Raw genomic sequence first — 25,548 nt, forward strand, 5'->3', positions numbered from 1 at the left:
ATAAGGCACTTTAGAAAAGTGCCTTATTTTTTACTTTTTGTAGACATCATCTTCGTAATACTTCCCTGTCACATTGAGCTTTTTTTCTAACCAGCGATTCATATACTTCCATAATAAAAAGGCGGGAATCATCATTACCATAATAGCAAGCATAAGCACTGCGCCTGCATGACTGGCAGGAGCAAAACTTACGGCCCAATCTAAAAAGCCGAAGCTTCGCCCTAGATAAAACCATGTGATCAGAAAAATAAACCCTACAGCAACACCTAAATGATGTAGTAGTTTATGATGCTTCCCCATTAATTAAATTTTCCTTTTTAGCGTGATGTTGTTCTATTTGTGAGCGAAAAATTAATCGAGCCATTTCCGTTCTGCATATTTCAGGCATGCGTTGAAACTCAAGACCTATCTCAAACTGATCATCTTTAGGTTCGCAGCGCTTAACTTCCGCTAATAAACGCATTCCCATATATGATTCTGGCATAATGAGCCTAACCATGGTCAATTGTCCAAGAGGCAAAGGATTTTCAAGATTTAAAGATAAGCCACCTTCACTCAGGTTGACTCGATCAGTGCGAATATTGAATCCTATCTCTTCATTGTTACTTAAGGATTTAGCAATGATATCAATCTTGTGATTCAATATTTTAATAATTTCTATCGTTTGAGAAGATTGCTGAGATGCGCTTTCAAATAATTGGTTTAGACTCTGGTTCAACTGTTCAAGTTCTGCATGAATCATGAAATGAGGTGAAACCTTAAAGGTGCCCGGGTTAGGCAGTTCAATAGTTTCAGAACTGCTATCCAAAAGCTGAAACTCAAGTGCAACCCATTTGTCTATACGATAGAATTGTCGGCGATCCTGTTCCAAGGCGATTCTCCGTTAGTTTGTGTCGGTAGATTCTGTGAGTATACCGAATTATCTAGTCAATCTGTTATAGGCAGCGAGAGCTGATTACGGGTTTAATTAAATTATGTTTCGACCCTTCTCCTTCTTTGTGGGATTTCGTTATACCGCTACAAAGCGTGGCAATCATTTTATCTCCTTTATTTCACTTGTTTCCATGCTTGGACTGACATTAGGGGTAGCAGCCTTAATCGTGGTGCTTTCAGTGATGAATGGTTTCGATCGTGAATTACGCCAACGTATTTTAGGTATGGTGCCACATGCGACCTTGAGTGATTACCAAAAGCCGATGCAGGATTGGCAGGCAGTTAGACAGCGTTTGGCTAATAATCCGAATGTGCGTGCAACGGCACCCTTTGTTCAAGCTCAGGGGATGTTAACGCATGCTGGACAGGTTCAAGGCGTTTTAGTGAGCGGTATTGATCCGGATATCGAACCTTCGGTGTCAATTATTGAAGATCATTTTGTTTCGGGTTCACTCGCAACACTTGAACCCGGAGAGTTTAATATCATTCTTGGTGAGCTTTTAGCTAGGCAGCTAGGTGCAGGGGTAGGTGACAGAATTACATTAGTTTTGCCTGAGGCTTCGGTCAGTATTGCCGGTATTGTACCGCAACTGAAACGTTTTACCGTTTCAGGTATTTTTTCAGTGGGTGCTGAAATAGATGCCAGCCTTGCGTATGTGCACAGAGTGGATGCTGCGCGAATTAAGCGGATGCCCGCCGACAGTGTAGATGGTATCCGTCTGGCTTTTAATGATCTTTTTCAGGCGCCTATGTTAGTGCGTCAATTAGCTACTGATTTAGCCAGACCTATGCAAATATCTGACTGGACTCGCACTCACGGTAATCTTTTTCAAGCCATACAGATGGAAAAACGCATGATAGGCTTGCTGCTTTTTCTTATTGTGTTTGTGGCGGCTTTCAATATTGTTTCCACCTTGGTGATGGTTGTGACCGATAAGCGAGCTGATATCGCTATTCTGCGTACCATGGGAGCCACACCTGCTATGGTTATGCGAATATTCATGGTTCAAGGAGCGGTGATTGGTTTTATAGGAACCACTTTAGGTCTGGTATTGGGGGTCATCTTAGCTCTGACTGTCAGTGATTTGGTGGCAGGCTTTGAGCGCTTAATGGGAATAGAGTTTTTATCGGCAGAGGTTTATTTTATTAACTACTTACCTTCAGAAGTTCAAGTGAGTGATTTGATCACCATTACCACAACGGCTTTATTGATTAGTTTCTTTGCGACTTTGTATCCGGCATGGAAGGCATCTCGTACTCAGCCAGCGGAGGCACTTCGTTATGAATAAGGCGTGGGTGTTAGAGGCGACTGGAATCTGTCGTCGTTATGAAGAAGCAGGTCAAACCTTAACCATCTTAAATGAATTAGACTTTTTCGTTGAACAGGGTCAACGTTTAGCTATTGTGGGTAGTTCAGGCAGTGGTAAGAGTACTTTACTGAATATCCTGGGAGGGCTTGATAAGCCAGACGCCGGTGAAGTGAAACTCCAAGGGGAGGCGATTTATACCGTTTCTGAAAGTCGTCGATGCAAGATACGTAACGAAAAATTAGGGTTCGTCTATCAGTTCCATCATCTGCTGCATGAATTCAGTGCGCTAGAAAATGTGGCGATGCCTCTTTTGATTAGAGGTGCTCCAGTTGAGCAAGCGCGTGAAAGTTCACTTCAGTTACTAGAGCAGGTGGGCTTGTCGCACCGTGTACAGCATAAGCCAGGTCAACTCAGTGGAGGTGAGCGTCAGCGTGTTGCTATTGCACGAGCGCTAGTCACTAAGCCTGCCTGTGTGATGATGGACGAGCCGACAGGCAACTTGGATCGACATACGGCTGATGAGGTGCAATCCTATCTTGACCATCTGAATCAGTCGTTGGGAATCGCTTTTGTGGTCGTAACACATGATTTGAATCTTGCTGCTCGAATGGATCAGGCTTATCTGTTGGAAGAGGGAAAGCTGGTGACAAAGAGTTTTTAATCGCTAAGAGCTCTTAATTATCGCTGAGGGCTCTTAATCGCGAGATGTTTTTGATTGTTCTTTTTGCAACTGCTCGCGTTTAAGTCTTTCTCGACCTCGTTTAATCCATGTTCGTCTGACATGTATTGTCCAGAAGATACGAACAGCAATAAAACCGGTCATTCCAAAAGTTATTCCACATACCAAAGAACCTAAGATGAGCGGCCGCCAAATTTGCTGGAAATTGTCATACAGGCTGTCCAAGTTCCATACCATGGGTTGTGATAGATTCCCGGCACCTAGAATGACTTGCCCTACACGATAAGAAAAATAAAGCAGTGCAGGCATGGTGATGGGATTTGATATCCAAACCAGTCCTACTGATAAGGGTAAATTACAGCCTATAAGCACTGCAAGCATTGCCGCAGGAACCATCTGAAATGGCATTGGCATAAAAGCAAAGAAAATGCCTACCAAAAATGCTAAGGACACGGAGCGATGAGAAAGATGCCAGAGTCCAGGATTTCTGATATGTTCACCCAACCATCGCAGTTGCGGGTGATTTCGAACCCAATGTGGGTCAGGCATGTATTTTTTTAAAATCTTGCGAGGCATTGTCGACTAATCAGGGCGAAGTTATGCGTCCATTATGCCGTTTTATGCAAGCCAAACCAATAGAGAGGATCAAGGATGATCATCTATCTTGCTGGGCTATTGAGTGTAGCCTTTCTTCCGACGCTAAAAACAGCCTTATGGGCGTTACTTCTTCTTCCGGCAATGTTTCTGACTCGATATCGAGCATACCTAGCGTTGTATCTAGTCGGAGTGATAGTGGCTGTTAGTTATGCTGCGTGGCAGCTTCATCATCGTTTGCCACTCAGTTTGGATCGGCAGGATGTCCTATTGAGTGGCTATATAGTCAGTTTGCCGGAGTTTGGCGATCAGCGCACACGCTTTATTCTCAAGATTGATACCGTAGAAACGGACAACGATCAGTTGAAGCGTTTGCGCAGAATACGTGTGAATGCTTATCAATTTCGCCATGAGTCTGATTTTTCCAATTTAGGTGCTGGTGATTATATCAGCGCAAACGTTCGTCTTAGATCTCCCCACTTTTTGCAAAATCCAGATGCTTTTGATCTTGAACGACACTTTTTAAGTTCAGGATGGGATGCGAGTGCGACTTTACGTGAAGTGCTAGCTCACCACCCGGCACAGCATCGCTTTTATAGCGTTAGGGACAGCTTTAGGGCTTTTATTACGAATCAGTTTGTTGATAGTGAGGCCCAGTGGCTATTGCCGGCCATTTTGTTGGGCGACAGAACCCTGATGACGGATGACATCTGGACAGTATTACAAAGAACCGGAACGGCTCATTTACTGGTTGTGAGTGGTTTGCATATTGCAGTGATGAGTGGCTCCGGGTTTTTAATTGGGCGCTTGATGCTGGGTGGCTTTCTGTTGCTAGGGTATAAGTCACCCTATTTACGTGTCATGCCATTGGTATTGGCGTTCATCCTTGCAACCCTATACGCCTTGCTAGCAGGGTTTAACTTGCCGGTACAAAGAGCCTGGATGATGGTTTCAATCTTTATATTGGGGGAGTGGCGTTTGCTAAGCCTAACGGGTTGGCAGCGATGGAGGCTAGCTCTTGTCATGGTGATGACCTATAACCCATTAGCCATCATTGAACCGGGTGCATGGATGTCATTTGTTGCCGTAGGTGTTTTGCTGCTAATGACAGACGCCTATCGAGGTGCAGCGATACAGGGTTGGGTAACCTTGTTACGAGCTCAATGGGTGATTTTTATCGGGTTGATGCCAGTGATGGCGTGGGTATTTCAACAGCTTGGAATACTAGCACCACTGATAAACCTTGTGGCTATTCCATTATTTTCAATCTTTATCATCGGGTTGCCTTTTGTTGTATCTCTGTTAGTGATGGATCTGAATGGGATAAATTTTTTGGTGCGACTAGTGTTAGACAACTTCTGGTTCTTTCTCACGAAAGCGGCTGATGTCCAATGGGCAGCCCTATCGCTGAGTAAACCTAATCTTTTATTATTAATCAGTATCTTACCTTTGCTGTTAGTTCTGCTGATTCCTTTACCGCTGAGATGGAAGCTTATTGGATCAGTCTGTTTCCTTCCGCTGTTGTTTCCGCAAAATACTAAATTACAAGAGGGTGACTTTAGAGCAATCGTGTTCGATGTAGGTCAGGGGTTGGCGGTATTAATCGAAACCAAAGATGAGCTTATCTTATATGACACAGGACCCGGTTTTCCTATGGGTGGAAGTGCTTGGGGTTTTGCGATTGCCCCTTGGTTTAAGGTACGAAATCAGTCCACATTGACACAGCTGATTATTAGTCATAACGATTTAGATCATGCGGGAGGTTTACCTGCTTTAAGTGAACAGCTTGAAGTGTTAATAAAGGAATCTGGAAGCATTGAGCTATTGCAACGTGGATTTGCCAGTTGTCATACACAAGCTAAATGGCGTTACAATCAAGTCGATTTTCGCTATTTAACAGATTTCCCTCATGACCGTGCCAGTGAAAATGAACATTCCTGTGTGATGGAAGTAAGAAATGATTTTTGTGCGTTACTATTACCAGGTGATGCAGGTCATCCGACAGAGTATGATCTGATTCGAAGTGGCCGAATACAATCGGTCGATTGGCTAGTAGCAGGGCATCATGGCAGTGCCAGTTCTTCTAGTGAGATTTTTATCGATCATGTCAATCCAAGCGTGGTGATTTATACGGCTGGATTTGCCAATCGTTATGGTCATCCAGCGGCAGCTATTACACAACGATTTCGCCTACGTGGTATTGATGAATATAATACTGCAACCGATGGTGCAGTCCTGCTGGAAGCGATTAAGGGTCAGTGTAAAGTTTCAACGCAACGAAAGCGTAAAAGACGTTATTGGACAAATGGTTGACCTGCAGTTTTTGCTAATTTCATGTTACAGTGACTCATCTTTTATGGAGGCTTAAGCGTGTTTGAACTGATTAAAGCGGGTGGCTGGCTGATGCTACCTATTCTAGCTTGCTCCGTTGCTGCGATGGCAATCTGTTTTGAGCGACTGTGGTTTTTGAAAAAAGATCGAATATTGCCTGTTGGATTACTCGCAGAAGTGTTTGAACTCATTCGAAGTGAAGAGATGACTCCTGAGCGTCTTCGCGGGATTGCTGAAGGAAGCCCTCTGGGTACGATTATCGTCGCGGGTGTACGAAACGCCCGTCATGGCCGAGAGGTCATGAAAGACAGTATCGAAGAAGCCGCTCATCAAGTGATTCATGAGATGGAGCGTTACCTAAACTCCTTAGGAACGATTGCAGCAATCACTCCTTTGCTGGGTCTTTTAGGTACGGTTATCGGTATGATTAAAGTCTTCACCGAAATCATGATTCAAGGAACCGGTAATGCCAATGTACTGGCGGGGGGTATATCTGAAGCGCTGATTACCACAGCCGCAGGCTTATCAATTGCCATTCCGGCATTAGCCATGCATCGCTACCTGCAAAGACGTGTTCACACGCTGGTGTTAACCATGGAGCAAGAAGCCGTGAAGTTAGTTGAAGTGCTCCATGATGAACGTGATGATACGCTCTAAAAAAAGAGGTGACCTGTGAAGTTCTCACATCAACAGCAAGAACCTCTTACTATCAATCTGACCCCGTTGATTGATGTGGTGTTTCTATTACTGATTTTCTTTATGGTAACCACCACCTTTACACGAGAAACGCAGTTGGAAGTCAGCTTGCCAGAAGCAAGCTCTGCACAAGCAGCCAGTCAAGAGCAAGAGCGTATCGACATTCTTATTAATGCTGATGGCCAGTACTCCGTTAATGGTCAAGCATTGGTAAATACTCAACCTGAAACTCTTCGGCGTGCAGTGATTGAACTGGCTGGTGAACAGCGTAAGATTCCTTATGTCATCACAGCCGATGCACAAACACCGCATCAAGCGGTCGTATCAGCAATGGATGTCGCAGGGCAGTTGGGCTTTTCCCAGCTACGAATCACTACACAAGAAAGTGTCGAACTGCATGATTCAGTTGATTGAACGAGGTTGGTATCAACAAGCGTCTTGGCTGAAAGTATTGCGCCCTTTATCAATACTCTTTACCCGTTTATCGAGACGTCGGCGTGCTAAATTTCAATGCTCTGATTCACTTTACCAATCTCCAGTACCCATTATTGTTGTCGGGAACATTAGTGTGGGAGGAACAGGAAAGACGCCGGTCGTTCTTGCTCTGATTGAGTTGTTGCGATCCTTTGGTTACCGTCCAGGTATCGTGAGTCGCGGTTACGGTGCTAAGCCACCGTCTTATCCTTGGCGTATTGCTGCGGATCAACCCAGTGCTGAAACCGGTGACGAACCGTTACTCCTTCATTCTCGTGGTCAGGTACCGGTGGTTATTGACCCTGATAGACCAGCGGCTGTTCGGCATCTGCTGGCCAATAGTGACTGTGATCTGATCATTAGTGATGATGGATTGCAGCATTATGCTCTCAAAAGAGATATTGAAATTGCTGTAATTGATGGTGTTCGAGGTTTAGGTAATCAGTGTTGTTTACCGGAAGGCCCGCTGCGTGAACCTCCTGAACGTTTATCCGAAGTAGATTTTATCCTGCAAAATGGTGGAACTGAAATTCAATACCCTGGTTCTCAGATGTTTACACTGGCACCGATTCAAATAATGTCGTTACAAGGTATGCAAATTTACATAGCGAGTGAATGGTCAGAGAGCCAGACTATAAAAAAGGTACATGCGGTTTGTGGAATCGGTAACCCAAAGCGTTTCTTTAATACGCTAAGAGAGCTGGGTTTAGAGGTGATTGAGCATAGTTTTTCGGATCATCATCAATACACCCAAGCAGATTTTGATGGGTTAAATGACTATCCCATTATGATGACCGAAAAAGATGCAGTTAAATGTAAACTCTTAAATATTCCAAATAGTTGGGTTTTGCAGGTGGCTGCGATGCTGCCTGACACTTTTAAAGATTCGTTACTGCAGCGTTTAGCTGCCATTGACACAAAAGGTACAGAAAATGGATAAGAAATTGCTAGATATTTTGGTATGCCCAGTCTCAAAAGCACCACTGGAATACAATGCTGCTGCGAATGAGCTAGTCTGTCGTGCAAGTGGTCTTGCTTATCCGATTCGTGATGATATTCCAGTATTACTGGAATCTGAAGCGCGTACATTGACGACTGAAGAACGCTTGAAAGAGAAATAAGCCCATGGGATTTTCAGTCGTTATACCTGCACGTTTTGCCTCCAGCCGTTTCCCAGGCAAACCACTGGCTGACTTATGTGGTAAACCCATGTTACAGCATGTTTATGAACGTGCCTGTGAAAGTGAAGCGCTGCGGGTGATTATTGCCACAGATGATCAACGCATTGCCGATACTGCTGAAGAGTTCGGTGCAGAGGTCTGCATGACGCGAGCTGACCACCCCTCAGGAACAGATCGTCTGCAGGAAGTGGTGCACAAACTTGGTTTTTATGCCGATGATATCGTCGTCAATGTACAAGGTGATGAACCACTGATTCCACCCAGAATTATCAATCAAGTCGCGCACAATCTGATGGCAATGCCTGAAGCGGGTATTGCGACTCTATCTGAGCCGATAGAGTCGATCGAAGCCTTGACCAATCCTAATGTGGTTAAGGTAGTCAGTGATCGTATGGGAATGGCGTTATATTTCAGCCGAGCAACCGTGCCTTGGCCTAGAGATGCCTTTCAACAGGGTGTTACAGAAGAGGTGCCGGCATTGTTTGCTTGGCAGCGTCATATTGGCCTGTATGCCTATCGCGTTAGAATGCTAAATGATTTTGTGACGTGGCCACCGGCTGCACTTGAAGAGTGTGAGTGTCTAGAACAGCTTAGAGCTTTATGGAATGGGGTACGTATTCATGTGGCGCCTGCTGATGAGGCACCGCCAGCGGGTGTAGATACTCCGGAGGATCTTGAGCGAATTAAACAGTGGTTGCTGTCTCACGAGGCTTCGGCTTAATGTTGACACTGCAAAAAGATTACCCTTTAAAAAGTCTAAATACCTTTGGTTTCGATACAGTGGCGGAAAACTTTATCGAAATCGAGAGTCGGGATAGGTTGGTAGCGCTGGTCAATTATTGCCAATCTAATCATTTTCCTCTTTTGGTCTTAGGGGGTGGTAGTAACTTAATCTTGTCTGATCAAATTCCCGGTGTCGTTGCGCGTATGCAAATCAAGGGTGTCGAGGTTATTTCAGAGCAAGGTGATCAGTTACAGCTGAAGGTTGCTGCGGGTGAGAATTGGCACGATATTGTTGTTTATGCCATGTCTCAGGGGTTTTTTGGACTTGAAAATCTTGCGCTCATTCCTGGAACAGTGGGTGCGGCTCCGATGCAAAATATCGGTGCATACGGTGTTGAGCTGAAAGACCGAGTGGCTTGGGTTGACGTGCTCGATACACAAACACACCAATTGCTGAGTTTATCGAGTTTTGATTGCCAGTTTAGCTATCGTGATAGTGTGTTTAAGTCTGTTGAGCCTGGTCGTTATATCATCACCGATGTCGTGTTTAACCTCACGCGTGATGCTACACAGCTTAATCTCGAATATTTGGCCCTTAAGGATACCTGTGAGTCACTGGCTAAGGGTTTGAGTATCACGCCGTACCATGTGTTTGATGCAGTTTGTCAGTTGCGTCGTCAGAAGCTTCCTGATCCAGCTGTGATAGGGAATGTCGGTAGTTTTTTTAAAAATCCACGTGTCTGTGTGGCTGAATATGAAAGACTGAAAGCTGAATTTCCTGCCTTGGTGGGGTTTGCTGATGGTGATGGATATAAGTTAGCGGCGGGTTGGCTGATTGAGGCTTGTGGTTGGAAAGGGAAGCAGTTAAACGCCGTTGGAGTTTATGAAAAGCAGGCGCTGGTGTTGGTGAATCGAGGGAAGGGTGATCGACAGCAGATTGAGACGTTAGCGGAGCAGATTCGAGAGTCTGTTCAGCAGCGATTTGGTGTGTTGTTAGAGGTTGAACCGCGGTTTTATCCTTGATCTTTTATATCGTGCTGATCGTGTTAATCAGTTTATACCTGCCTGACACGCCGTGAAATCGTCCATGATGGCTCCACTGCGCCATCCTTGGCGCAGAGGGTCAGTCAGGTATTAACTAATAAACACTCTGTTAGTTGGTAGCGTCTAACTGACAATGTTGTCGGATAGACGCTGCCTTGTACTGAGTGTTAGTCCGACTTGGTTTCCGTCTCGGTGTTGCTCGATTCGGTTTCCAGAATATCGATCTGTTGCTGCACCTGTTGACGCTTTAGGCGTGGGTCGTTGGCAGCGCGGCGGCTGCGACGTTTTGGTTCAGCGCTCGGCGTTTCAGTAGGTGTTTCAACAGACGTTTCAGGTGTTGCTTCTGCAACGGGTGCTGTGACAGCTTCTTCAGCAGGGGCGGGTTGTTCTGTCTGTTTAGGTTCAGAGTTTTCCAGGGTTTCTGCTTCAGGTTGTGCTTCTACAACTGGCGTTTCGGTTGTGTTTTTTGTCTCGCTTTGTTCTGCTTCAGTTTGAACTGGAGTAGTTTCTGGCGATTCATCAGCGTGAGCTGTCTCTGTCTCTGAAGCTGTTGTCGCTACTGAAGCTTGTTCTTCAGTAGCACTCGCTTCGGAGGCGGTTTCAAGAGTGTCAGTTTCTTTAGAAACAATAGGTTCGACTTCAGAAACCGTAATGTCTTTAGCGATTACGTCTTCAGCGGCAGTGACTTGAGTTTCAGGCTCATGAGTCGCTTCTGCAACTTCAGAGGCTTCTGTTGTTTCAGTCTCTTCAGTGGTTACAGAAGGCGTGTTGAAATCTAAGGTAGGTTGTGATTCTACTTTTGCGGTTTCAACGGTTTCTTCAGCTTCAACTGCAGCCTCTGGTTTAGTGTCAACGTCAACCTGCGCCGGCTGATCAACTTGAGCGTTATCTTGTGAATCTAACGATTCAAAAATATCACCCTGCTGTTCTGTTTTTACAGCTACCGCAGTTTCGACCACTTCATTATCAGTGACTTGATTATCTGTGGTTGTGTCATCCGTTGTAGTGATATCGCTAACTGCTATTGTGCGTTCCGCTGTACGTTCGTTACCACGACGGCGACGACCGCGCTGACGGCTGCGGCTTGGCTCTCTGACATTCTTCTCTTCAGAATCAATATCCTTCTCGGTGGTTTGTTCAAGATCTAGTTCCAGGTCTTGATTAGTCGACTCGGTAGGTTCTGATTTGTCCTGACGACGTTTGTCATTATTGCGACGGCGGCGGCGAGGGCGATTGTTATTGTCATCCACAGCAGCTTTGTCACCAATAGGTGGCAAGTTCTGTTCGGGCTCAATGGTAATCACTTCATCTTCACGATCATCACGATTGCGTTCTTTAGTGCGCTTATCGTTATCGCGAGGTTTGCGTCTGCGCTTATCATTTGTGCCATTGGATGAGCGATTATTCTGACGACGATTATCCGTTTCAGGAGTGTTACTTCTTGGCTCAGGTTGAGCTGTAGCTGATGCAGTATTTGCAGCACTACTTCCGCCGAATAAAACTTTCAGTGAAGCCATCATTCGGCTTGCAAAAGAGCTACCGCTAGAGAGTGGAGCTGCTAAGGGCGCAGATGGTGCTTGGCTTACAGGTGATGCAACTTTAGCCACAGGTGCTGAGGATTCAGTAGAAACGGGAGCCTTGCGTTCTGGGGGTAAAATGCCTTTCACAGCGGCTTCTTCACGCTTCACTGACTTGCGTGCAGCCGGTTCAGTTGGTGCTTGAGCGGGTTCAGGTTTGATCGTGTAGCTTAAGTTATCGGTTGTGCTAACGGTATGGTCATCACGAATACGAACCACTTCATAGTGAGGTGTTTCCATATTGGGATTGGGCACAATGACAACCTGAACACCATGGCGGCGTTCAATGGCATGCACTTCAGCACGCTTTTCATTAAGCAGGAAAGTCGCAACACTGACTGGCAAAATGGCACGAATTTGTGAAGTCCGGTCTTTCGCAGACTCTTCTTCGATAAGGCGCATAATGGATAAGGCCAAAGAGCCTGTATCACGAATAACACCTGTGCCATTACAGCGAGGGCAGACAGAACCGCGTGTCTCGCTTAAGGATGGACGTAAACGTTGACGCGACATCTCTAACAGACCAAAGCGTGAGATACGACCCATTTGTACACGCGCACGGTCTACTTTAAGCGCATCGCGCAAGCGATTTTCAACTTCACGCTGATTTTTGATCGGCGTCATGTCGATAAAGTCGATAACAATCAAGCCGCCAATGTCGCGTAAACGCAATTGACGAGCGATTTCATCAGCCGCTTCGAGGTTGGTATTCAGCGCGGTTTCTTCAATATCACCGCCACGAGTGGCTCGTGCAGAGTTGATATCAATAGAGACTAAAGCTTCTGTTGGATCGATAACAATCGAACCACCGGATGGCAGGTGTACTTCACGCTCAAAAGCGGTTTCGATTTGGCTTTCGATCTGGAAGCGGTTGAACAGTGGCGTTTCTTCTTTATAAAGCTTAACGCGACTTTCAAAGGTCGGGATGACTTGGCGAACAAACTGCAGCGCTTGTTCATAGACTTCAGGGCTGTCAATTAAGACTTCACCAATATCCGCACGCAGGTAATCACGAATAGCGCGAATAACCACGCCGCTTTCTTGATAAACCAAGAAAGGAGCAGGACGTTTATTAACGTCGATGATCGCTTCCCACAGTGTAGAAAGGTAATCTAAATCCCACTGAAGCTCTTCACTGGTGCGACCTATACCGGCAGTACGAATGATGACACCCATGTTGTCAGGGATATTAACGCCAGCCAGTGCTTCTTTGAGCTGTGCGCGATCATCACCTTCGATGCGACGGGAAATACCCCCAGCACGAGGATTGTTTGGCATCAGAACCAAGTAGCGACCAGCAAGGCTAATAAAGGTTGTTAGAGCAGCGCCTTTGTTGCCACGCTCTTCTTTATCAACCTGAACAAAGACTTCAGTGCCTTCTTTGATCACTTCACGAATACTAGGACGCTGGCCACGCTCAGGTGACTTTTGAAAGTATTCTCTAGAGATCTCTTTTAAAGGAAGGAAGCCATGGCGTTCTGCGCCATAGTCAACAAAAGCAGCTTCAAGACTGGGTTCTACGCGGGTAATACGACCCTTATAGATGTTGGCTTTCTTTTGTTCACGGCTATCAGACTCCATGTCTAAATCGTACAAACGTTGTCCATCGACAAGCGCGACACGCACCTCTTCAGACTGAGTGGCGTTAATTAGCATTCTTTTCATGTTGTTATGCGTTCTCAAAAGCGTAACGCATTGCACCCCGAGCTTGGCGCAACGGGTGAACTTGATGTCCAGTCTTTGTGATAGGCTGTCGCAACTGGCGAAAGCAGCACCTAGCAGAAATCATCTGCCTGACATATCAACGGTGGAGGAAACGTTAACCAATGTGGTTATTCTGTATGCCTTGTGTCTACGGTTAAGTAGTTTCTGGGTTAACGTACATCTCCACCTCCAACCGGACCCTCGCTTATGCAAAGGTGGTGAAAGCGTTACTTAAAATTCTGTTAGTAAATTTCATCAGAAATCTGTTTAAGCTGCTAACTTCTGAGGCAAGGGCGTTGTGTAAAGTTCAAAAAAACATCACCCACTGCCTTGAATCGAAAATAGCTAAAGCCAACGGCTAGCAGCAACGGTAGAATATAACAGTAAAGCCACATTGCATCAATTAGTCGGACCCAATCAGTATATGTCAGAGTTAAAAAAACAACAGGATAGCCAAGATCGACCGAGTGTCAGGTTTGTGACGATTTCAGCCGATCGAGAAGGTCAGCGCATCGATAATTTTTTACGCACCGAATTAAAAGGCATTCCCAAAACCCTTATCTACCGAATTTTGCGTAAAGGTGAAATCAGGGTGAACAAAAAACGCATTAAGCCAGACTACAAACTCATTGAAGGCGATGAGGTGCGTATTCCACCCGTTAGAGTTCCAGAGCAAAACGAGCCAGTTCCAGTTGGGAAGAGTCTCGCTGTGCATTTGGAAGCGGCAGTGTTGTACGAGTCTGATGGATTGATCATTATCAATAAGCCGTCAGGTCTTGCTGTGCATGGTGGTAGTGGTATTAATAATGGTTTGATAGAGGCCTTAAGGCAGATTCGACCAGATGCACGTTTTTTAGAGTTGGTACACCGTTTAGACAGAGATACGTCTGGATGCATCATGGTGGCAAAAAAACGCAGTATGTTGCGCTTTTTGCACGAAGCGTTAAGAGAAAAGCGCATTCGTAAAGTCTATCACGCCATTGTTGCTGGGCGTTGGCCGAATCGTCGTCAGCGTATTAATGCTCCGTTGGTCAGAGATGAGTTACGTTCTGGTGAGCGAATTGTAAGAGTTCATGCTGATGGCAAAGACTCAATTACGGACTTTCAAATATTACGTCGTTTTGGTGATTTAGCTACCTTGGTTGAAGCCTGCCCGTTAACCGGTAGAACACATCAAATTCGTGTACATAGCCAATTTGCAGGCTATCCTATTATCGGCGATAGCAAATACGCAACGGATGAAAGTAATCAGCAGATGCGAGAGTTAGGGTTAAAGCGACTGATGCTGCATGCAGCAGAATTGCATGTCACCTTACCTGATGGAGATACTATTAAAGTTACCGCTGATTATGATGCAGATATGTCGCAAGCGATAAATACTCTGCTCAAGCACACACCTAGTAATGAGCAATAAATAGTTCAGGCTTAAGAGATAGGCGCTTATTTTAAGGAGCTTCGAGTAGGGATGATGTTAAGTATACGTACGCAGTTATTGGTGTTAGTGGGTGCGCTGTTGGCAGTGATTTTGGGTATGCAAGGTGTGTATCTGAATCTCAGTAAAGCGGATCTGCTAAGTGAGCAAATAGGTATGCGTGCGTTGAGTGTTGCGAAAACTGTCGCTGTCATTCCTGAGTTGGTTAACGCATTTGATGATCCTGATCCCGCCGCCATCATTCAACCCATTGCTGAAAGAGTTAGAAAAGAAACCGGTGCCGCTTATGTCGTTGTGGGTAATCGTGAGGAAATACGATATTCGCATCCGGTACCTGAAAGAATCGGTGGTCGTATGGTAGGCGACGATAATGATCCTGCGTTGATTGAGGGTCGATCCTATGTCTCTCTGGCGACAGGAACTCTGGGTGAAGCGATGCGGGGCAAAACTCCAGTCAGAAACGCTTCGGGTGAAATTATCGGTGTGGTTTCGGTCGGTTTTATGCTGGAAAAAGTCAGTCAGGATGTTGGAAGGTATTTATACCTAGGCTGGTTGATGATCGCTGGATCAGTGTTTATGGGTTTGACAGGTGCGGTTTGGTTATCAGCGCATTTTAAACGTCTCATTTTAGGGCTTGAGCCTCGTGAAATAGCTAGATTAGTCAATGAGAAGGAGGCGATTCTTCAATCAATACATGAAGGGATAGTTGCAGTTAATAAAGAGGGTCACATCACTCTGTTAAATCAATCGGCTAAACGAACCTTAGGTATTCGTGATGATCGAGAATATCTAGGGGCTCCCATTGATCAACTGGTACCGAACTCGCGCCTACAAGAGGTGCTGACTCAAGGTGAGAAGCAGTATGATCGCGAACTCTGGGTAGGTGATGTGCCAGTTGTCGTTAACCGTATTCCTATTTTTAACCCGCAAGGCGGTGTGGATGGTGCTGTCTCCACGTTTCGCAGTCAAAAAGAGATCCGTGAGCTTTACACGGCATTAAAAAAAGTCAGTGCAGATGCAGATTTGCTTCGTGAGCAGGCCCATGAGTTTTCCAATCGTCTTTATACTATTTCTGGTTTGCTTCAGCTAAATCAAATTGATGAGGCCTTAGCGATGATTCATCAAGAGGGTCGAGCTGAACAGGATGAAGTGCGTTTTGTATTGCAACATCTAAAAAATCCGGTTTTAGGGGCTATGTTACTCGCTAAAATGAATACAGCTAGGCAAAAGTGTGTTCAATTTGAATTAGATAATAATAGTTCTTTAGAGATAGATTTGAATCAGCAAGGACAAGATGTTCTGATGAAAGTGATGAGTAATTTGATTGATAATGCTTTTGATGCAGCAATAGAAAGAGAGAGTGTAGCTGCTCGAGTGCGAGTCTTTTTCACCGATCTTGGAGACCAAGTGCTGATTGAAGTTGAGGACTCTGGTTTGGGTTTGCAGCCTGACGAGCTGGCTGTCATTACTCAGCAAGGTTACTCCACTAAAGAGGGTAATCATCAAGGCATTGGTCTTGCTTTGATTGAGCGTTATGCCACGATGTATTCAGGAAACTTATATTTAGAAGAGGGTGAATTGGGTGGCGCTTGTTTTGTGGTTACTTTAGAAAAATCCTTAATCTGCAATAGCCTATAAAGGAAACCTAAGATGACATATCAAGTGTTGATCATTGAAGATGACTTTCGCGTTGCAGATATCAATCGTCAGTTTATTGAGCAATCAGATGGTTTTTCAGTCGCTGCTATTTGTCATAACGCGGCTGATAGCTTATCGTTTTTAGATAGCCAATCAACATTACCCGATTTGGTTTTGTTAGATGCTTACATTCCTGATGTCAATGGACTTGAGTTGCTCTGGGAAATACGTCGTCGATATCGTTCTATTGATATCGTTATGCTCACCGCAGCTCGTGAAGTTGAAACGATTCAAGAGGCGCTTAGGGGAGGAGTATTTGATTACCTTATTAAGCCCATTGAAAGTTCCCGTATGTCACAGATGTTGCAACGTTTTCAGCATGAAAAAATGTTCTTGTCTCAGCATAATGAATTGGAGCAAGGACAGCTAGATAAAGCACTTATTCGAAATAAAGGAGTTGATAGTGGAGATGTAAAGCTTCCTAAAGGTATAGATCCGTTAACCTTAGGTCGCATACGAGAGGGTCTAGGTATGTTTAATGTTCCTCAAACCGCATCATCCTTAGCGCAATATACGGGAGTCAGTCGATCCACAGCGCGTCGATATCTCGAGCACATGGTTGCGAATGGGGAGGTTCAGGCTGAGTTAGATTATGGAGAAGTAGGAAGACCTGAGCGTCGCTATCGTGCAAAACAATGATGCTTTGCGTTAGGCTGTGAACAAAATGAACAAAATGGAGTTTATAGGCTTTTTTCAAAAAATGACCATAAGCTTGTGTGAGTAGAACCTACTGATTAGATTCAATACAAACTAAAAGAAAGATAAAAACCATGGAGTTTGTTATGAAAGTGAATCTGAGTACACCTCTCAAGTCCCTCGCATTGATCGGAGCGGCCTTAACCTTGACCGCTGGTATGGCTGCGCAATCCGTTGCTAGTGATTGGAAACCCTCAAAAGCAGTCGAGTTTATCGCGCCGGCTAACCCAGGTGGTGGTTGGGATACCTTGGTAAGAACAGCAGCAAATGTTATTCGTACTGAAAACCTCGCAGAAGTTAACTTTGCAGCAATCAACGTTCCAGGCGGCGGTGGTGCGGTTGCTTGGGCGCAAATTGCCCGCGATAACCGTAACGATCACAAACTTTTTGCTACTAGTCCTCCAATCATTCTCGTGCCGTTAGCAGGCACTTCTCGCTTTAATCACACCGATTTTACCCCTGTGGCACGGTTAATTACGGATTATTCAATCGTACTAGTAGCGAATGACTCACCCTATCAAGATATTAATGATCTGTTTGCTGCAATTGGCGAAAACCCTCGTTTGAGTGTGGGTGGTGGCTCTGCAGCTGGTTCAATGGATCATATCTCTATTGCGGGCGCAGCAGCGGCAGCAGGTTTAAATGCAGCGTCAGTTAACTATATTGCTTTTTCCGGTGGTGGTGAGGCGATGACCAGTTTATTAGGTGGTCACGTTGAAGCGGTTATTACCGGTGCCGGTGAAGCTGTGGCGCAACTGCAAGGTGGTGATTTGCGCGCATTAGGTGTGTCTTCACCAGAGCGTATTCCCGGTCTGGATGTGCCTACTTATAAAGAGCAAGGCGTAGACTATACCTTTGATATCTGGCGTGGTGTGATGGCTCCCAAGGATATTCCTGAAGAAGCGTTACGCTACTACGAAGATCTGTTTGCTCGCATGATGGAAACCGATGATTGGAAAGAAGCGACTGAGCGCCTAGGCTGGTTGGATGCTTATCAAAACAGTGAAGAGTTTGGTGCCTTCTTGGATGGTCAGTTAGAACAGTTCCGTGCAGTTTTAGGTGAGCTAGGTCTGTTGCGTAATTGATTTAGGTCTATTCGGCGCTGATGGAGCTTTATTTCCATCAGCGTTCTTTCCAATTTTTCATCCGGATGATCCTAATATGCTACGACTTAATATCAATCAACTCCTCGCTGTTATTCTGTTTGTCTCTTCACTGGGTTATTTGTGGATGGCATTTCAAATACCTGTTTTTCCTATTCCTCGTCCTGTTGATTCAGATGCTTTTCCTAAAATGCTGGGTCTTTGTCTCTTAATCTTATCGGTGTTTCTTTTTCTTGAAAAAGTACCCGCTAATGTCGCGGAAGATAAGACATCTAAAGAAGCAGATGTTGCAGATGATTTACCTCAAACGGGCATTATGAATCCAAAGATGCAGGTATTAGGAGCATCTGTTGGTGTCCTTGCCTATGCATTCTTGATAAAACCACTAGGTTTCTTGGCCGCCTCTATCATATTAGGGGTCGGTCTAGCCTATTGGTTTGGTTATCGCAATCATGTCGTGAATTTTGTAACCGTAGGTAGCATCGTGTTGTCATTATATTTGTTGCTGAGTAAGGTGTTGGGAATCTATCTCCCTCAAGGGATTATCCCTTTTTAAGTCTTATAGTTATCTATCTGTTCGAATACTTAATAATAAGAAGGTTTTCCCTATGGAAGCTTTAAATAACCTGATGTATGGATTCAGTATTGCACTGGATCCTATCAACTTGATGTATGTATTCATCGGTGTTTTTGCAGGCACAATAATCGGTATGTTGCCTGGGTTAGGACCGATGAGTGCATTGGCATTGATGATCCCAATTACCTTCAATCTTAACCCTGCTACCGGATTGATCTTAATGGCAGGGGTCTACTATGGCGCTATATTTGGTGGGTCAACCTCATCTATCTTGCTGAATGCTCCCGGTGTTGCTGGGACAGTAGCGACTTCTTTTGATGGCTATCCCATGGCACAAAAAGGGATGGCGGGTAAGGCGTTAGCAATTGCTGCCTATGCATCGTTTGTGGGTGGAACCATCTCTATTATTGGCTTAATGTTCATTGCGCCTTTATTGTCAAAAGTTGCAGTCAGTTTTGGTCCTGCTGAATACTTTGCGTTGATGGTTTTGGGATTAACTGCGGTGGTTAGTTTATCTGATAAGTCTTTGGTTAAAGGACTGATTGCAGCCATTGTAGGCATGATGATTTCGATTGTGGGTATGGATCTTCAGACGGGTACTGAGCGATATACTTTTGGCAGTATCGAGATGCTGGATGGTATCAACTTTCTAGTTGTTGCTTTGGGTATTTTTGCGCTGGCTGAAGTGTTTTACATGCTATTGCGTGGCGGTAAAAAGGTTCAGAAGCGTAATGAAATTGGTTCCTTAAAACTATCCATGTCTGAAGTTAAAGAAATGGCGGCACCCGTAGCGCGAAGCTCTGTCTTGGGCTTCTTTACCGGTGTTCTTCCAGGTGCGGGTGCAACTATTGGCTCTTTCTTGGGCTACAGTATGGAAAAGCGCTTGGCCAAAGATGGTGATACCTTCGGCAAGGGTAATATTAAAGGGGTTGCTGCGCCAGAGTCAGCTAATAACGCGGCTTGTGGTGGTTCCTTTGTTCCTTTGTTAACCTTGGGTGTTCCGGGTTCGGGTACTACTGCTGTTTTATTGGGTGCGTTATTGGTAATGGGTGTGACACCCGGTCCGATGATGATCGAGCAGCGTCCCGATGTGTTTTGGGGGGTTATTGCCAGTATGTATGTTGGTAATATATTCCTGTTGGTACTTAATCTTCCCTTGATCCCTTATATCGCCAGAATTCTTGATGCACCAAGAGCCTTATTGCTATCACTAATTCTGATCTTCTGCATGGTAGGTGTCTACGGATTAAACTTCAGTAGCTTCGATTTGGTGTTGCTCCTCGTCTTTGGTTTGATCGGTTTGGTCATGCGTTTGAATGGCTTCCCTGCGGCGCCGTTGATCTTAGGTTTGATCCTTGGTGCGCTGATGGAAGAGTCCATGCGTCGAGCTTTGCAAATCTCAGGGGGTGATTGGTCGATCTTTATTGATAAGCCTATCTCTTTGGTGCTCTTATTGATTGCCTTGCTATCACTAGGTTTACCAGTAGTTAAGAAGATGATTCAAAAATCACGTTCAGCATAACTTGGAAAAGCTGGATGTACTGGGTTTGTGAGACCGTCTGACGCCAAGGATGGCGTCAGTCGAGCGGCCAGGGAAGGCGAAAAGCGTGTCTCACAAAGCCAGTATGTCCAGCGTTACTACAAACTATTAACCACTCATAGCGCTTAGAAGTCTAGAAAGTTATAATATAGCCACTTTTTCTTAACGGTTTTTATAGCTTTGCAATTGATATGACTAAGATGACTGCGCTTGATGAAATTCACCAATTCCTTCCTTGTGAAACTCCCGATAGTTGGATTGCCGTGGCAACTAGGCCTGAAAACCTAAGCTTGTTGCTGACTGATCATGCGCATTGCGAGAAGAAGGCTGCTTCGACTGCGATGACATTGATGTTTCGTTACGTGGATCGTCCCGATCTTCTGAATAAAATGTCGCGTTTGGCTCGAGAAGAGTTGATCCATTTTGAGCAAGTGTTGGCGATTATGCAGGATCGCGGTATGGAATATGGACATTTAACGTCGTCACGTTATGCTGGTGGTATGCGCAAGCATGTGCGTACATCTGAACCAGGTCGATTGATTGATACCTTAATTATTGGTGCTTTAATTGAAGCGCGATCTTGTGAGCGTTTTGCTAAGTTAGCGCCTTTTTTAGATGAGCCTTTGGCAAAGTTTTATCGCTCATTATTAAAGTCTGAAGCGCGACACTATCAGGATTATCTGTTTTTAGCACAGGAGTATGCAGGCGGTCCGATTGATGATCGTATTGCGTTATTTCGCGAGGCAGAGCGTGAATTGATTGAGCTTCCTGACGAAGAGTTTCGATTCCACAGCGGGGTTCCGGTCGAAGCTGTTGCTAGTTAACGAAAGGGTTAAAGTTCAACGCTAATCAGTTCGGTTCCTTCTGGGGTGGCGTGAATATACCATCCCTTCTTATCCCAATCACCTAAGACTATTCTTTCAGCTGGTTTATTGTTGATAGTGAGCTGGTGTCGAGCTGGGCGGTGAGTATGTCCATGAATGAGTCGGGTTACAGATGCTTTGTCCATCACGTGTTCTAAAGTCTGCTGATTAACATCCATGATTTCTTGATTTTTTTCTGCGCCTCGCATTTGGCTTTCGGCTCGCAAGTTTTCCGCGATGGCGATGCGTTCTTGAATGGTTTTGCTCAAGAAAGCCTGTTTCCATAAGGGATCACGCACTGTTTTTCGAAAAGCTTGGTATTCAATATCATCGGTGCAAAGCTGATCACCGTGCATGAGCAGGGTTAAAACACCATCTGGAAAGCGAAGTTTAAACGCTTCGGGTAGAAGTTGAGCGCCTGCTTTTTGTAGCCAAGCATTGCCAACCAAAAAGTCTCGATTACCGGCTTGAAAAAAAATCTGCAATCCCTGCCGATGTAATTGATAAAGCTGATCGGCTAATAGGTCTGTCCCGGGTAAAGGAGCGTCGTCGCCGATCCAGTATTCAAAAAGATCACCCAATATATAGAGCTGACGACAACCCTGAGGTAGGTTATTCAGTAAGCGGGTTAGCCCCGACATGATGTCAGGGCGTGTCGGTTGCAAATGAAGATCAGAAATCAGCAACAGCGACATAGGTTTGCTTATTCAGCAGCTTTTTCAGCCGATTCAACGATTTCTGCTGATTCAATGATGACATCTTCCGCAGGAACATCTTGGTGACCGGCGCGAGAGGTGGTTTTGACACCTTTGATTTTGTTAACCACGTCCATACCATTAACTACCTTGCCAAAGACGGCATAACCCCAACCCTGAGATGTTTTTGCAGTGTGGTTCAGGAAGCTATTGTCTGAAACGTTGATGAAAAACTGAGCAGAAGCGGAGTGAGGGTCCATGGTGCGTGCCATAGCCAAAGTACCAGCTTCATTTTTTAAGCCGTTATCCGCTTCATTTTCAATACTTTCACGGGTTTTCTTCTGCGTCATACCAGGCTCAAATCCACCGCCTTGAATCATGAAGCCGTCAATGACACGATGAAAAATAACGCCATCATAGAAACCTTCTTTGACGTAAGCTTCAAAATTAGCAGCAGTTTTGGGTGCTTTTTCATGGTTCAGTTCAATGGTGATATCGCCGTGATTTGTATGCAGAATAATCATTCATTTGATCCTATGGATGGTTTTAGTAGGTATTATAAAAACCGCTATTATACTCAAGTCTTGCTTGAGTGCATCTTCGATTTTTCCGAATTGCTGCTAATGATCGCTTCAGCGATATGTACGCCGATGGAAAAACAGGCTGTTAACAGGTAGCCACCGGTCGGTGCGTCCCAGTCAATCATTTCACCTGCGCAGAAAACAGTGGGTTTCTTTTTAAGTCTAAAATCGTTATTAAGCTCACTGAAGGGTACCCCACCTGCGGTACTGATCGCTTCATCTATCGGGCGCATGCCTGTCAGTGTAATGGGGCAGTTTTTTAGAGCTTCTGCCCATGCGAATGGATCATCGTTGACAATCTCAGGATAAGATTCGCGAACTAAGGCTGCTTTCACAGAAGCGATTCCAGCTTTTCTAAGGTGGTTGCTAAACGAATTACGGCCTCTGGGCTTTTCAATTCGCTTGATTAACTGCGCAAGTTCGATGTCTGGCATCAGGTCAAGCGTTAACTTGGCGGATTGATTTAAACTTAGCGCATGTCGGATTTCAGCAGAAAAGGCATAAATAAGACCTCCCTCTAAACCATAATGAGTGAGGATTAGATCGCCTTTTTTCTCTGAATGTTGGCTTTTAAGGACGGCACCCTTAATGGGAGTGCCTGCATGCTGCTTGCGAAGTACGTTACTCCATTCGCAGGTAAATCCGCAGTTAGAGGCGACCAAGGGATTGATCTGTATACCCTGTCGCTGAAGAAGGTTTACCCATTGGCCATCAGAACCGAGTTTTTTCCAACTACCACCACCGGTTGCCAGAATGATTTGATCGGCGGTGATTATCTGAGGTCCCTCTGGTGATTCAATGTGAAAGCCGCCTTGGTCATCCCAATCAACCCAGCGATGCCGTGTTAAGAGTTCAACACCCTGTTGATTCAAGCGCGTTAACCAAGCGCGAAGAAGGGGAGCGGCTTTCATTACTTTTGGAAAGACCCTGCCTGAGCTACCAATAAAGCTTGGCTGTTCAAGTTCATCCATCCAATTAATAATATCGTTAGGGCCAAAGCGATTTAATAAAGGCTTTAATAAAGATGAGTGATCGCCATAACGTTGCACGAAAGCATCCAGTGCTTCCGAGTGAGTAATATTTAAGCCACCACGACCTGCCATCAAAAACTTGCGCCCAGGTGTTGGCATCGCCTCATAAATACGCACGGCAACGCCAGCTTTAGACAAAATATCTGCCGCCATCAATCCACTGGGACCTGCGCCTATAATTAGGGTGCCGCTGAAATGTGTTGTGGGCATGTTAGGGTATTTCTCAACATCTAATTATGAATCTTAAGTTGCCAAGCTTAACACACGCCGATAAAAGGCTGAAAAATGTGAAACTCTCGGTAAGATCCGTGCGTTCAATGAATGAGTCGGTTTATAATAGTCGGTTACTGTCAAGGCAAGCTTTCATCAGCCTTATTTAATATTAGCCAAACAAAGTTGACACTATGACCAAGCAAGACAGCGTAAAGCCCACTAATTTTATACACCAGATTATTGAACAGGACATCGAAAAGAATGTGCATGGTGGTCAGGTCATCACGCGCTTTCCGCCCGAACCAAATGGTTATCTTCACATAGGACATGCCAAGTCCATCTGTTTAAACTTTGGCACAGCGATCAAGTACGGCGGTCAATGTCATTTACGTTTCGACGATACCAACCCTGAAAAAGAGAGTCAGGAATATATCGACTCTATCATCAGCGATGTTCGCTGGTTGGGTTTTCAATGGGCCGGTGATATTCGCTATACCTCTGATTATTTCCAGCAATTGCATGATTGGGCGGTTTACCTGATTAAAGAGGGTAAGGCCTATGTTGATGATCTGAACGCTGAGCAGATGCGCGAGTATCGTGGTACTTTGACGGAGCCAGGTAAAAATAGCCCTTATCGTGATCGCAGCGTTGACGAAAACTTGGCGTTATTCGAACAGATGAAGGATGGAACACGTCCTGAAGGCAGTTGTGTTCTACGTGTCAAAATCGATATGGCTTCACCGAATATTAACATGCGTGATCCGGTGATTTATCGTATTCGCCACGCACATCATCACCAGTCAGGCGATCAGTGGAAAATCTATCCTTCTTACGATTTTGCGCATGGTCAATCGGATGCCATTGAGCAGATTACGCATTCAATCTGCACCTTAGAGTTTGAAGATCATCGTCCACTATATGATTGGTTAATCAATAATTTACCTGTACCTTCTCAACCAAAACAATATGAGTTTGCACGGTTAAATTTAAACTACACCATCACCAGTAAGCGCAAGCTGAAGCAGTTGGTCGATGAGAAACATGTCGAGGGTTGGAATGATCCACGTATGCCGACCATTTCTGGTTTAAGAAGACGTGGTTATACACCGGCATCTATTCGCAATTTCTGCGATATGATCGGTGTAACTCGCTCAAATGGCATCGTCGATATGGCAATGCTGGAATCTGCGATCCGTGATGATCTGGATGCCAATGCGCCACGTGCAATGTGTGTTACACGTCCCTTAAAAGTCACCATTACTAACTTTGCAGAAGGCGAAGAGGAGTGGTTTGAACTTGCCGCACATCCTAAAGATGAATCGATGGGTCATCGTCGCGTTAGCTTTGGGCGTAATCTGCTAATTGAACAAGAAGACTTTGAAGAAGTTGCTCCGCGTAAGTGGAAACGTTTGGCTGCAGGAGAAGCGGTTCGTCTGCGTGGTGCTTATGTCATTCGCTGTGAAGAAGTCATCAAGAATGACGCTGGAGACATCATTGAGCTGAAATGCACCTATGATCCAGCAACAAAAGGCGTCAATCCGGAAGGTTATAAGGCGAATGGTGTAATCCATTGGGTCAATGCTGATCACTCGGTACCTTGTGAAGTGCGTCTATATGATCGCCTCTTTACTGAAGCCAATCCTGAAAGTGATAAATCGCGTTCTTTCTTGGATTTTATCAATCCCGAGTCCTTGGTTGTACTGACGGGTTGTCGTGCTGAACCCAGCTTGGCTGAGGTTAAACCCGAGCAGAACTTCCAGTTTGAGCGTATGGGGTACTTCTGTGTTGATCAAAACTCAACATCGGATAACCTAGTGTTTAACCGAACCGTGACCCTAAGAGATTCTTGGGCAAAAATACAGCAGGGTTAAAC

Annotated in this window: 24 protein-coding genes; 17 read left to right on the plus strand and 7 right to left on the minus strand. The window is 45.1% G+C overall.

The window, feature by feature from the left end:
- Positions 1–30 precede the first annotated feature (30 nt).
- Together F7R24_RS03810 and F7R24_RS03815 are read right to left on the minus strand one after the other, a co-directional pair.
- A complete protein-coding gene (locus F7R24_RS03810) occupies positions 31–300 on the minus strand; it encodes a hypothetical protein (RefSeq protein ID WP_151669925.1) in 270 nt (89 codons plus the stop codon).
- Positions 284–871 (minus strand): PilZ domain-containing protein, encoded by a 588-nt coding sequence (locus tag F7R24_RS03815; RefSeq protein WP_151669926.1) that lies wholly within the window; start codon positions 869–871, stop codon positions 284–286. The genes F7R24_RS03810 and F7R24_RS03815 overlap by 17 nt, the downstream gene beginning before the upstream one ends.
- A gap of 103 nt (positions 872–974) precedes the next feature.
- Here F7R24_RS03815 and F7R24_RS03820 point away from each other — a divergent pair, with 103 nt between their 5' ends.
- Both F7R24_RS03820 and F7R24_RS03825 read left to right on the plus strand, forming a co-directional pair.
- Entirely contained in the window at positions 975–2,222 is a 1,248-nt protein-coding gene (locus tag F7R24_RS03820) for a lipoprotein-releasing ABC transporter permease subunit (protein ID WP_151669927.1), read from the plus strand.
- On the plus strand, positions 2,215–2,904 hold the full coding sequence (locus F7R24_RS03825) for an ABC transporter ATP-binding protein (protein WP_151669928.1): 690 nt from the start codon (positions 2,215–2,217) through the stop codon (positions 2,902–2,904). Before F7R24_RS03820 ends, F7R24_RS03825 begins: the two co-directional genes overlap by 8 nt.
- Before the next feature lie 33 nt (positions 2,905–2,937).
- Here the strand turns inward: F7R24_RS03825 and F7R24_RS03830 are convergent, their stop codons facing one another.
- On the minus strand, positions 2,938–3,471 hold the full coding sequence (locus F7R24_RS03830; RefSeq protein ID WP_240775974.1) for a DUF2062 domain-containing protein: 534 nt from the start codon (positions 3,469–3,471) through the stop codon (positions 2,938–2,940).
- Between the two features lie 102 nt (positions 3,472–3,573).
- Between F7R24_RS03830 and F7R24_RS03835 the strand changes: the two genes are divergently transcribed.
- From F7R24_RS03835 to murB, 7 genes are read left to right on the plus strand one after another with little or no spacing between them, the layout of a single operon-like run.
- Entirely contained in the window at positions 3,574–5,829 is a 2,256-nt protein-coding gene (locus F7R24_RS03835; RefSeq protein ID WP_151669930.1) for a DNA internalization-related competence protein ComEC/Rec2, read from the plus strand.
- A 57-nt stretch (positions 5,830–5,886) separates the two neighbouring features.
- Positions 5,887–6,504, plus strand: coding sequence for a MotA/TolQ/ExbB proton channel family protein (locus F7R24_RS03840; protein ID WP_151669931.1), 618 nt, complete (start codon positions 5,887–5,889; stop codon positions 6,502–6,504).
- A 15-nt stretch (positions 6,505–6,519) separates the two neighbouring features.
- The gene (locus F7R24_RS03845) at positions 6,520–6,957 is read left to right on the plus strand and encodes an ExbD/TolR family protein (protein ID WP_151669932.1); all 438 of its coding nucleotides are present in this window, start codon (positions 6,520–6,522) and stop codon (positions 6,955–6,957) included.
- Positions 6,941–7,957: a tetraacyldisaccharide 4'-kinase gene (gene lpxK, locus F7R24_RS03850; protein WP_151669933.1), complete on the plus strand. Its 1,017-nt coding sequence runs from the start codon at positions 6,941–6,943 to the stop codon at positions 7,955–7,957. Before F7R24_RS03845 ends, lpxK begins: the two co-directional genes overlap by 17 nt.
- Positions 7,950–8,138, plus strand: coding sequence for a Trm112 family protein (locus F7R24_RS03855; protein WP_151669934.1), 189 nt, complete (start codon positions 7,950–7,952; stop codon positions 8,136–8,138). The genes lpxK and F7R24_RS03855 overlap by 8 nt, the downstream gene beginning before the upstream one ends.
- 4 nt (positions 8,139–8,142) lie before the next feature.
- Positions 8,143–8,919, plus strand: coding sequence for a 3-deoxy-manno-octulosonate cytidylyltransferase (gene kdsB / locus F7R24_RS03860; RefSeq protein WP_151669935.1), 777 nt, complete (start codon positions 8,143–8,145; stop codon positions 8,917–8,919).
- The gene (gene murB / locus F7R24_RS03865) at positions 8,919–9,944 is read left to right on the plus strand and encodes a UDP-N-acetylmuramate dehydrogenase (protein ID WP_151669936.1); all 1,026 of its coding nucleotides are present in this window, start codon (positions 8,919–8,921) and stop codon (positions 9,942–9,944) included. The genes kdsB and murB overlap by 1 nt, the downstream gene beginning before the upstream one ends.
- 188 nt (positions 9,945–10,132) lie before the next feature.
- On the opposite strand, the gene rne is transcribed toward murB, so the two are convergent.
- Positions 10,133–13,207 (minus strand): ribonuclease E, encoded by a 3,075-nt coding sequence (gene rne, locus F7R24_RS03870; protein WP_240775975.1) that lies wholly within the window; start codon positions 13,205–13,207, stop codon positions 10,133–10,135.
- A 463-nt stretch (positions 13,208–13,670) separates the two neighbouring features.
- Between rne and rluC the strand changes: the two genes are divergently transcribed.
- From rluC to F7R24_RS03905, 7 genes are all read left to right on the plus strand, one after another.
- Positions 13,671–14,660, plus strand: coding sequence for a 23S rRNA pseudouridine(955/2504/2580) synthase RluC (gene rluC, locus F7R24_RS03875; protein ID WP_151669937.1), 990 nt, complete (start codon positions 13,671–13,673; stop codon positions 14,658–14,660).
- A 51-nt stretch (positions 14,661–14,711) separates the two neighbouring features.
- Positions 14,712–16,316 (plus strand): ATP-binding protein, encoded by a 1,605-nt coding sequence (locus F7R24_RS03880; RefSeq protein ID WP_151669938.1) that lies wholly within the window; start codon positions 14,712–14,714, stop codon positions 16,314–16,316.
- A gap of 12 nt (positions 16,317–16,328) precedes the next feature.
- Positions 16,329–17,015, plus strand: coding sequence for a response regulator (locus tag F7R24_RS03885; RefSeq protein ID WP_151669939.1), 687 nt, complete (start codon positions 16,329–16,331; stop codon positions 17,013–17,015).
- Positions 17,016–17,158: 143 nt separating this feature from the next.
- Positions 17,159–18,157: a Bug family tripartite tricarboxylate transporter substrate binding protein gene (locus F7R24_RS03890; protein ID WP_240775976.1), complete on the plus strand. Its 999-nt coding sequence runs from the start codon at positions 17,159–17,161 to the stop codon at positions 18,155–18,157.
- A 76-nt stretch (positions 18,158–18,233) separates the two neighbouring features.
- On the plus strand, positions 18,234–18,731 hold the full coding sequence (locus tag F7R24_RS03895; protein ID WP_151669941.1) for a tripartite tricarboxylate transporter TctB family protein: 498 nt from the start codon (positions 18,234–18,236) through the stop codon (positions 18,729–18,731).
- Positions 18,732–18,783: 52 nt separating this feature from the next.
- A complete protein-coding gene (locus tag F7R24_RS03900) occupies positions 18,784–20,274 on the plus strand; it encodes a tripartite tricarboxylate transporter permease (protein WP_151669942.1) in 1,491 nt (496 codons plus the stop codon).
- A 218-nt stretch (positions 20,275–20,492) separates the two neighbouring features.
- Positions 20,493–21,116, plus strand: coding sequence for a MiaE family protein (locus F7R24_RS03905; RefSeq protein WP_151670058.1), 624 nt, complete (start codon positions 20,493–20,495; stop codon positions 21,114–21,116).
- An 8-nt stretch (positions 21,117–21,124) separates the two neighbouring features.
- Here the strand turns inward: F7R24_RS03905 and F7R24_RS03910 are convergent, their stop codons facing one another.
- Genes F7R24_RS03910 through F7R24_RS03920 form a run of 3 tightly spaced genes read right to left on the minus strand, consistent with a single transcriptional unit; the run spans position 21,125 to position 23,672 of the window.
- On the minus strand, positions 21,125–21,850 hold the full coding sequence (locus tag F7R24_RS03910) for a UDP-2,3-diacylglucosamine diphosphatase (RefSeq protein ID WP_151669943.1): 726 nt from the start codon (positions 21,848–21,850) through the stop codon (positions 21,125–21,127).
- Between the two features lie 8 nt (positions 21,851–21,858).
- Positions 21,859–22,374, minus strand: a complete 516-nt coding sequence (locus F7R24_RS03915; RefSeq protein WP_151669944.1) for a peptidylprolyl isomerase — start codon at positions 22,372–22,374, stop codon at positions 21,859–21,861.
- Positions 22,375–22,427: 53 nt separating this feature from the next.
- Positions 22,428–23,672: a TIGR03862 family flavoprotein gene (locus F7R24_RS03920; RefSeq protein WP_151669945.1), complete on the minus strand. Its 1,245-nt coding sequence runs from the start codon at positions 23,670–23,672 to the stop codon at positions 22,428–22,430.
- A 194-nt stretch (positions 23,673–23,866) separates the two neighbouring features.
- Here F7R24_RS03920 and F7R24_RS03925 point away from each other — a divergent pair, with 194 nt between their 5' ends.
- Positions 23,867–25,546 carry a glutamine--tRNA ligase/YqeY domain fusion protein gene (locus F7R24_RS03925; protein WP_151669946.1) on the plus strand — a complete coding sequence of 560 codons (1,680 nt, stop codon included), beginning with the start codon at positions 23,867–23,869 and terminating at the stop codon, positions 25,544–25,546.
- The last annotated feature ends 2 nt before the right edge of the window (positions 25,547–25,548 follow it).

The sequence above is a fragment of the Nitrincola schmidtii genome (assembly GCF_008973715.1).
GTDB classification, from domain to species: Bacteria; Pseudomonadota; Gammaproteobacteria; order Pseudomonadales; family Balneatricaceae; genus Nitrincola; species Nitrincola schmidtii.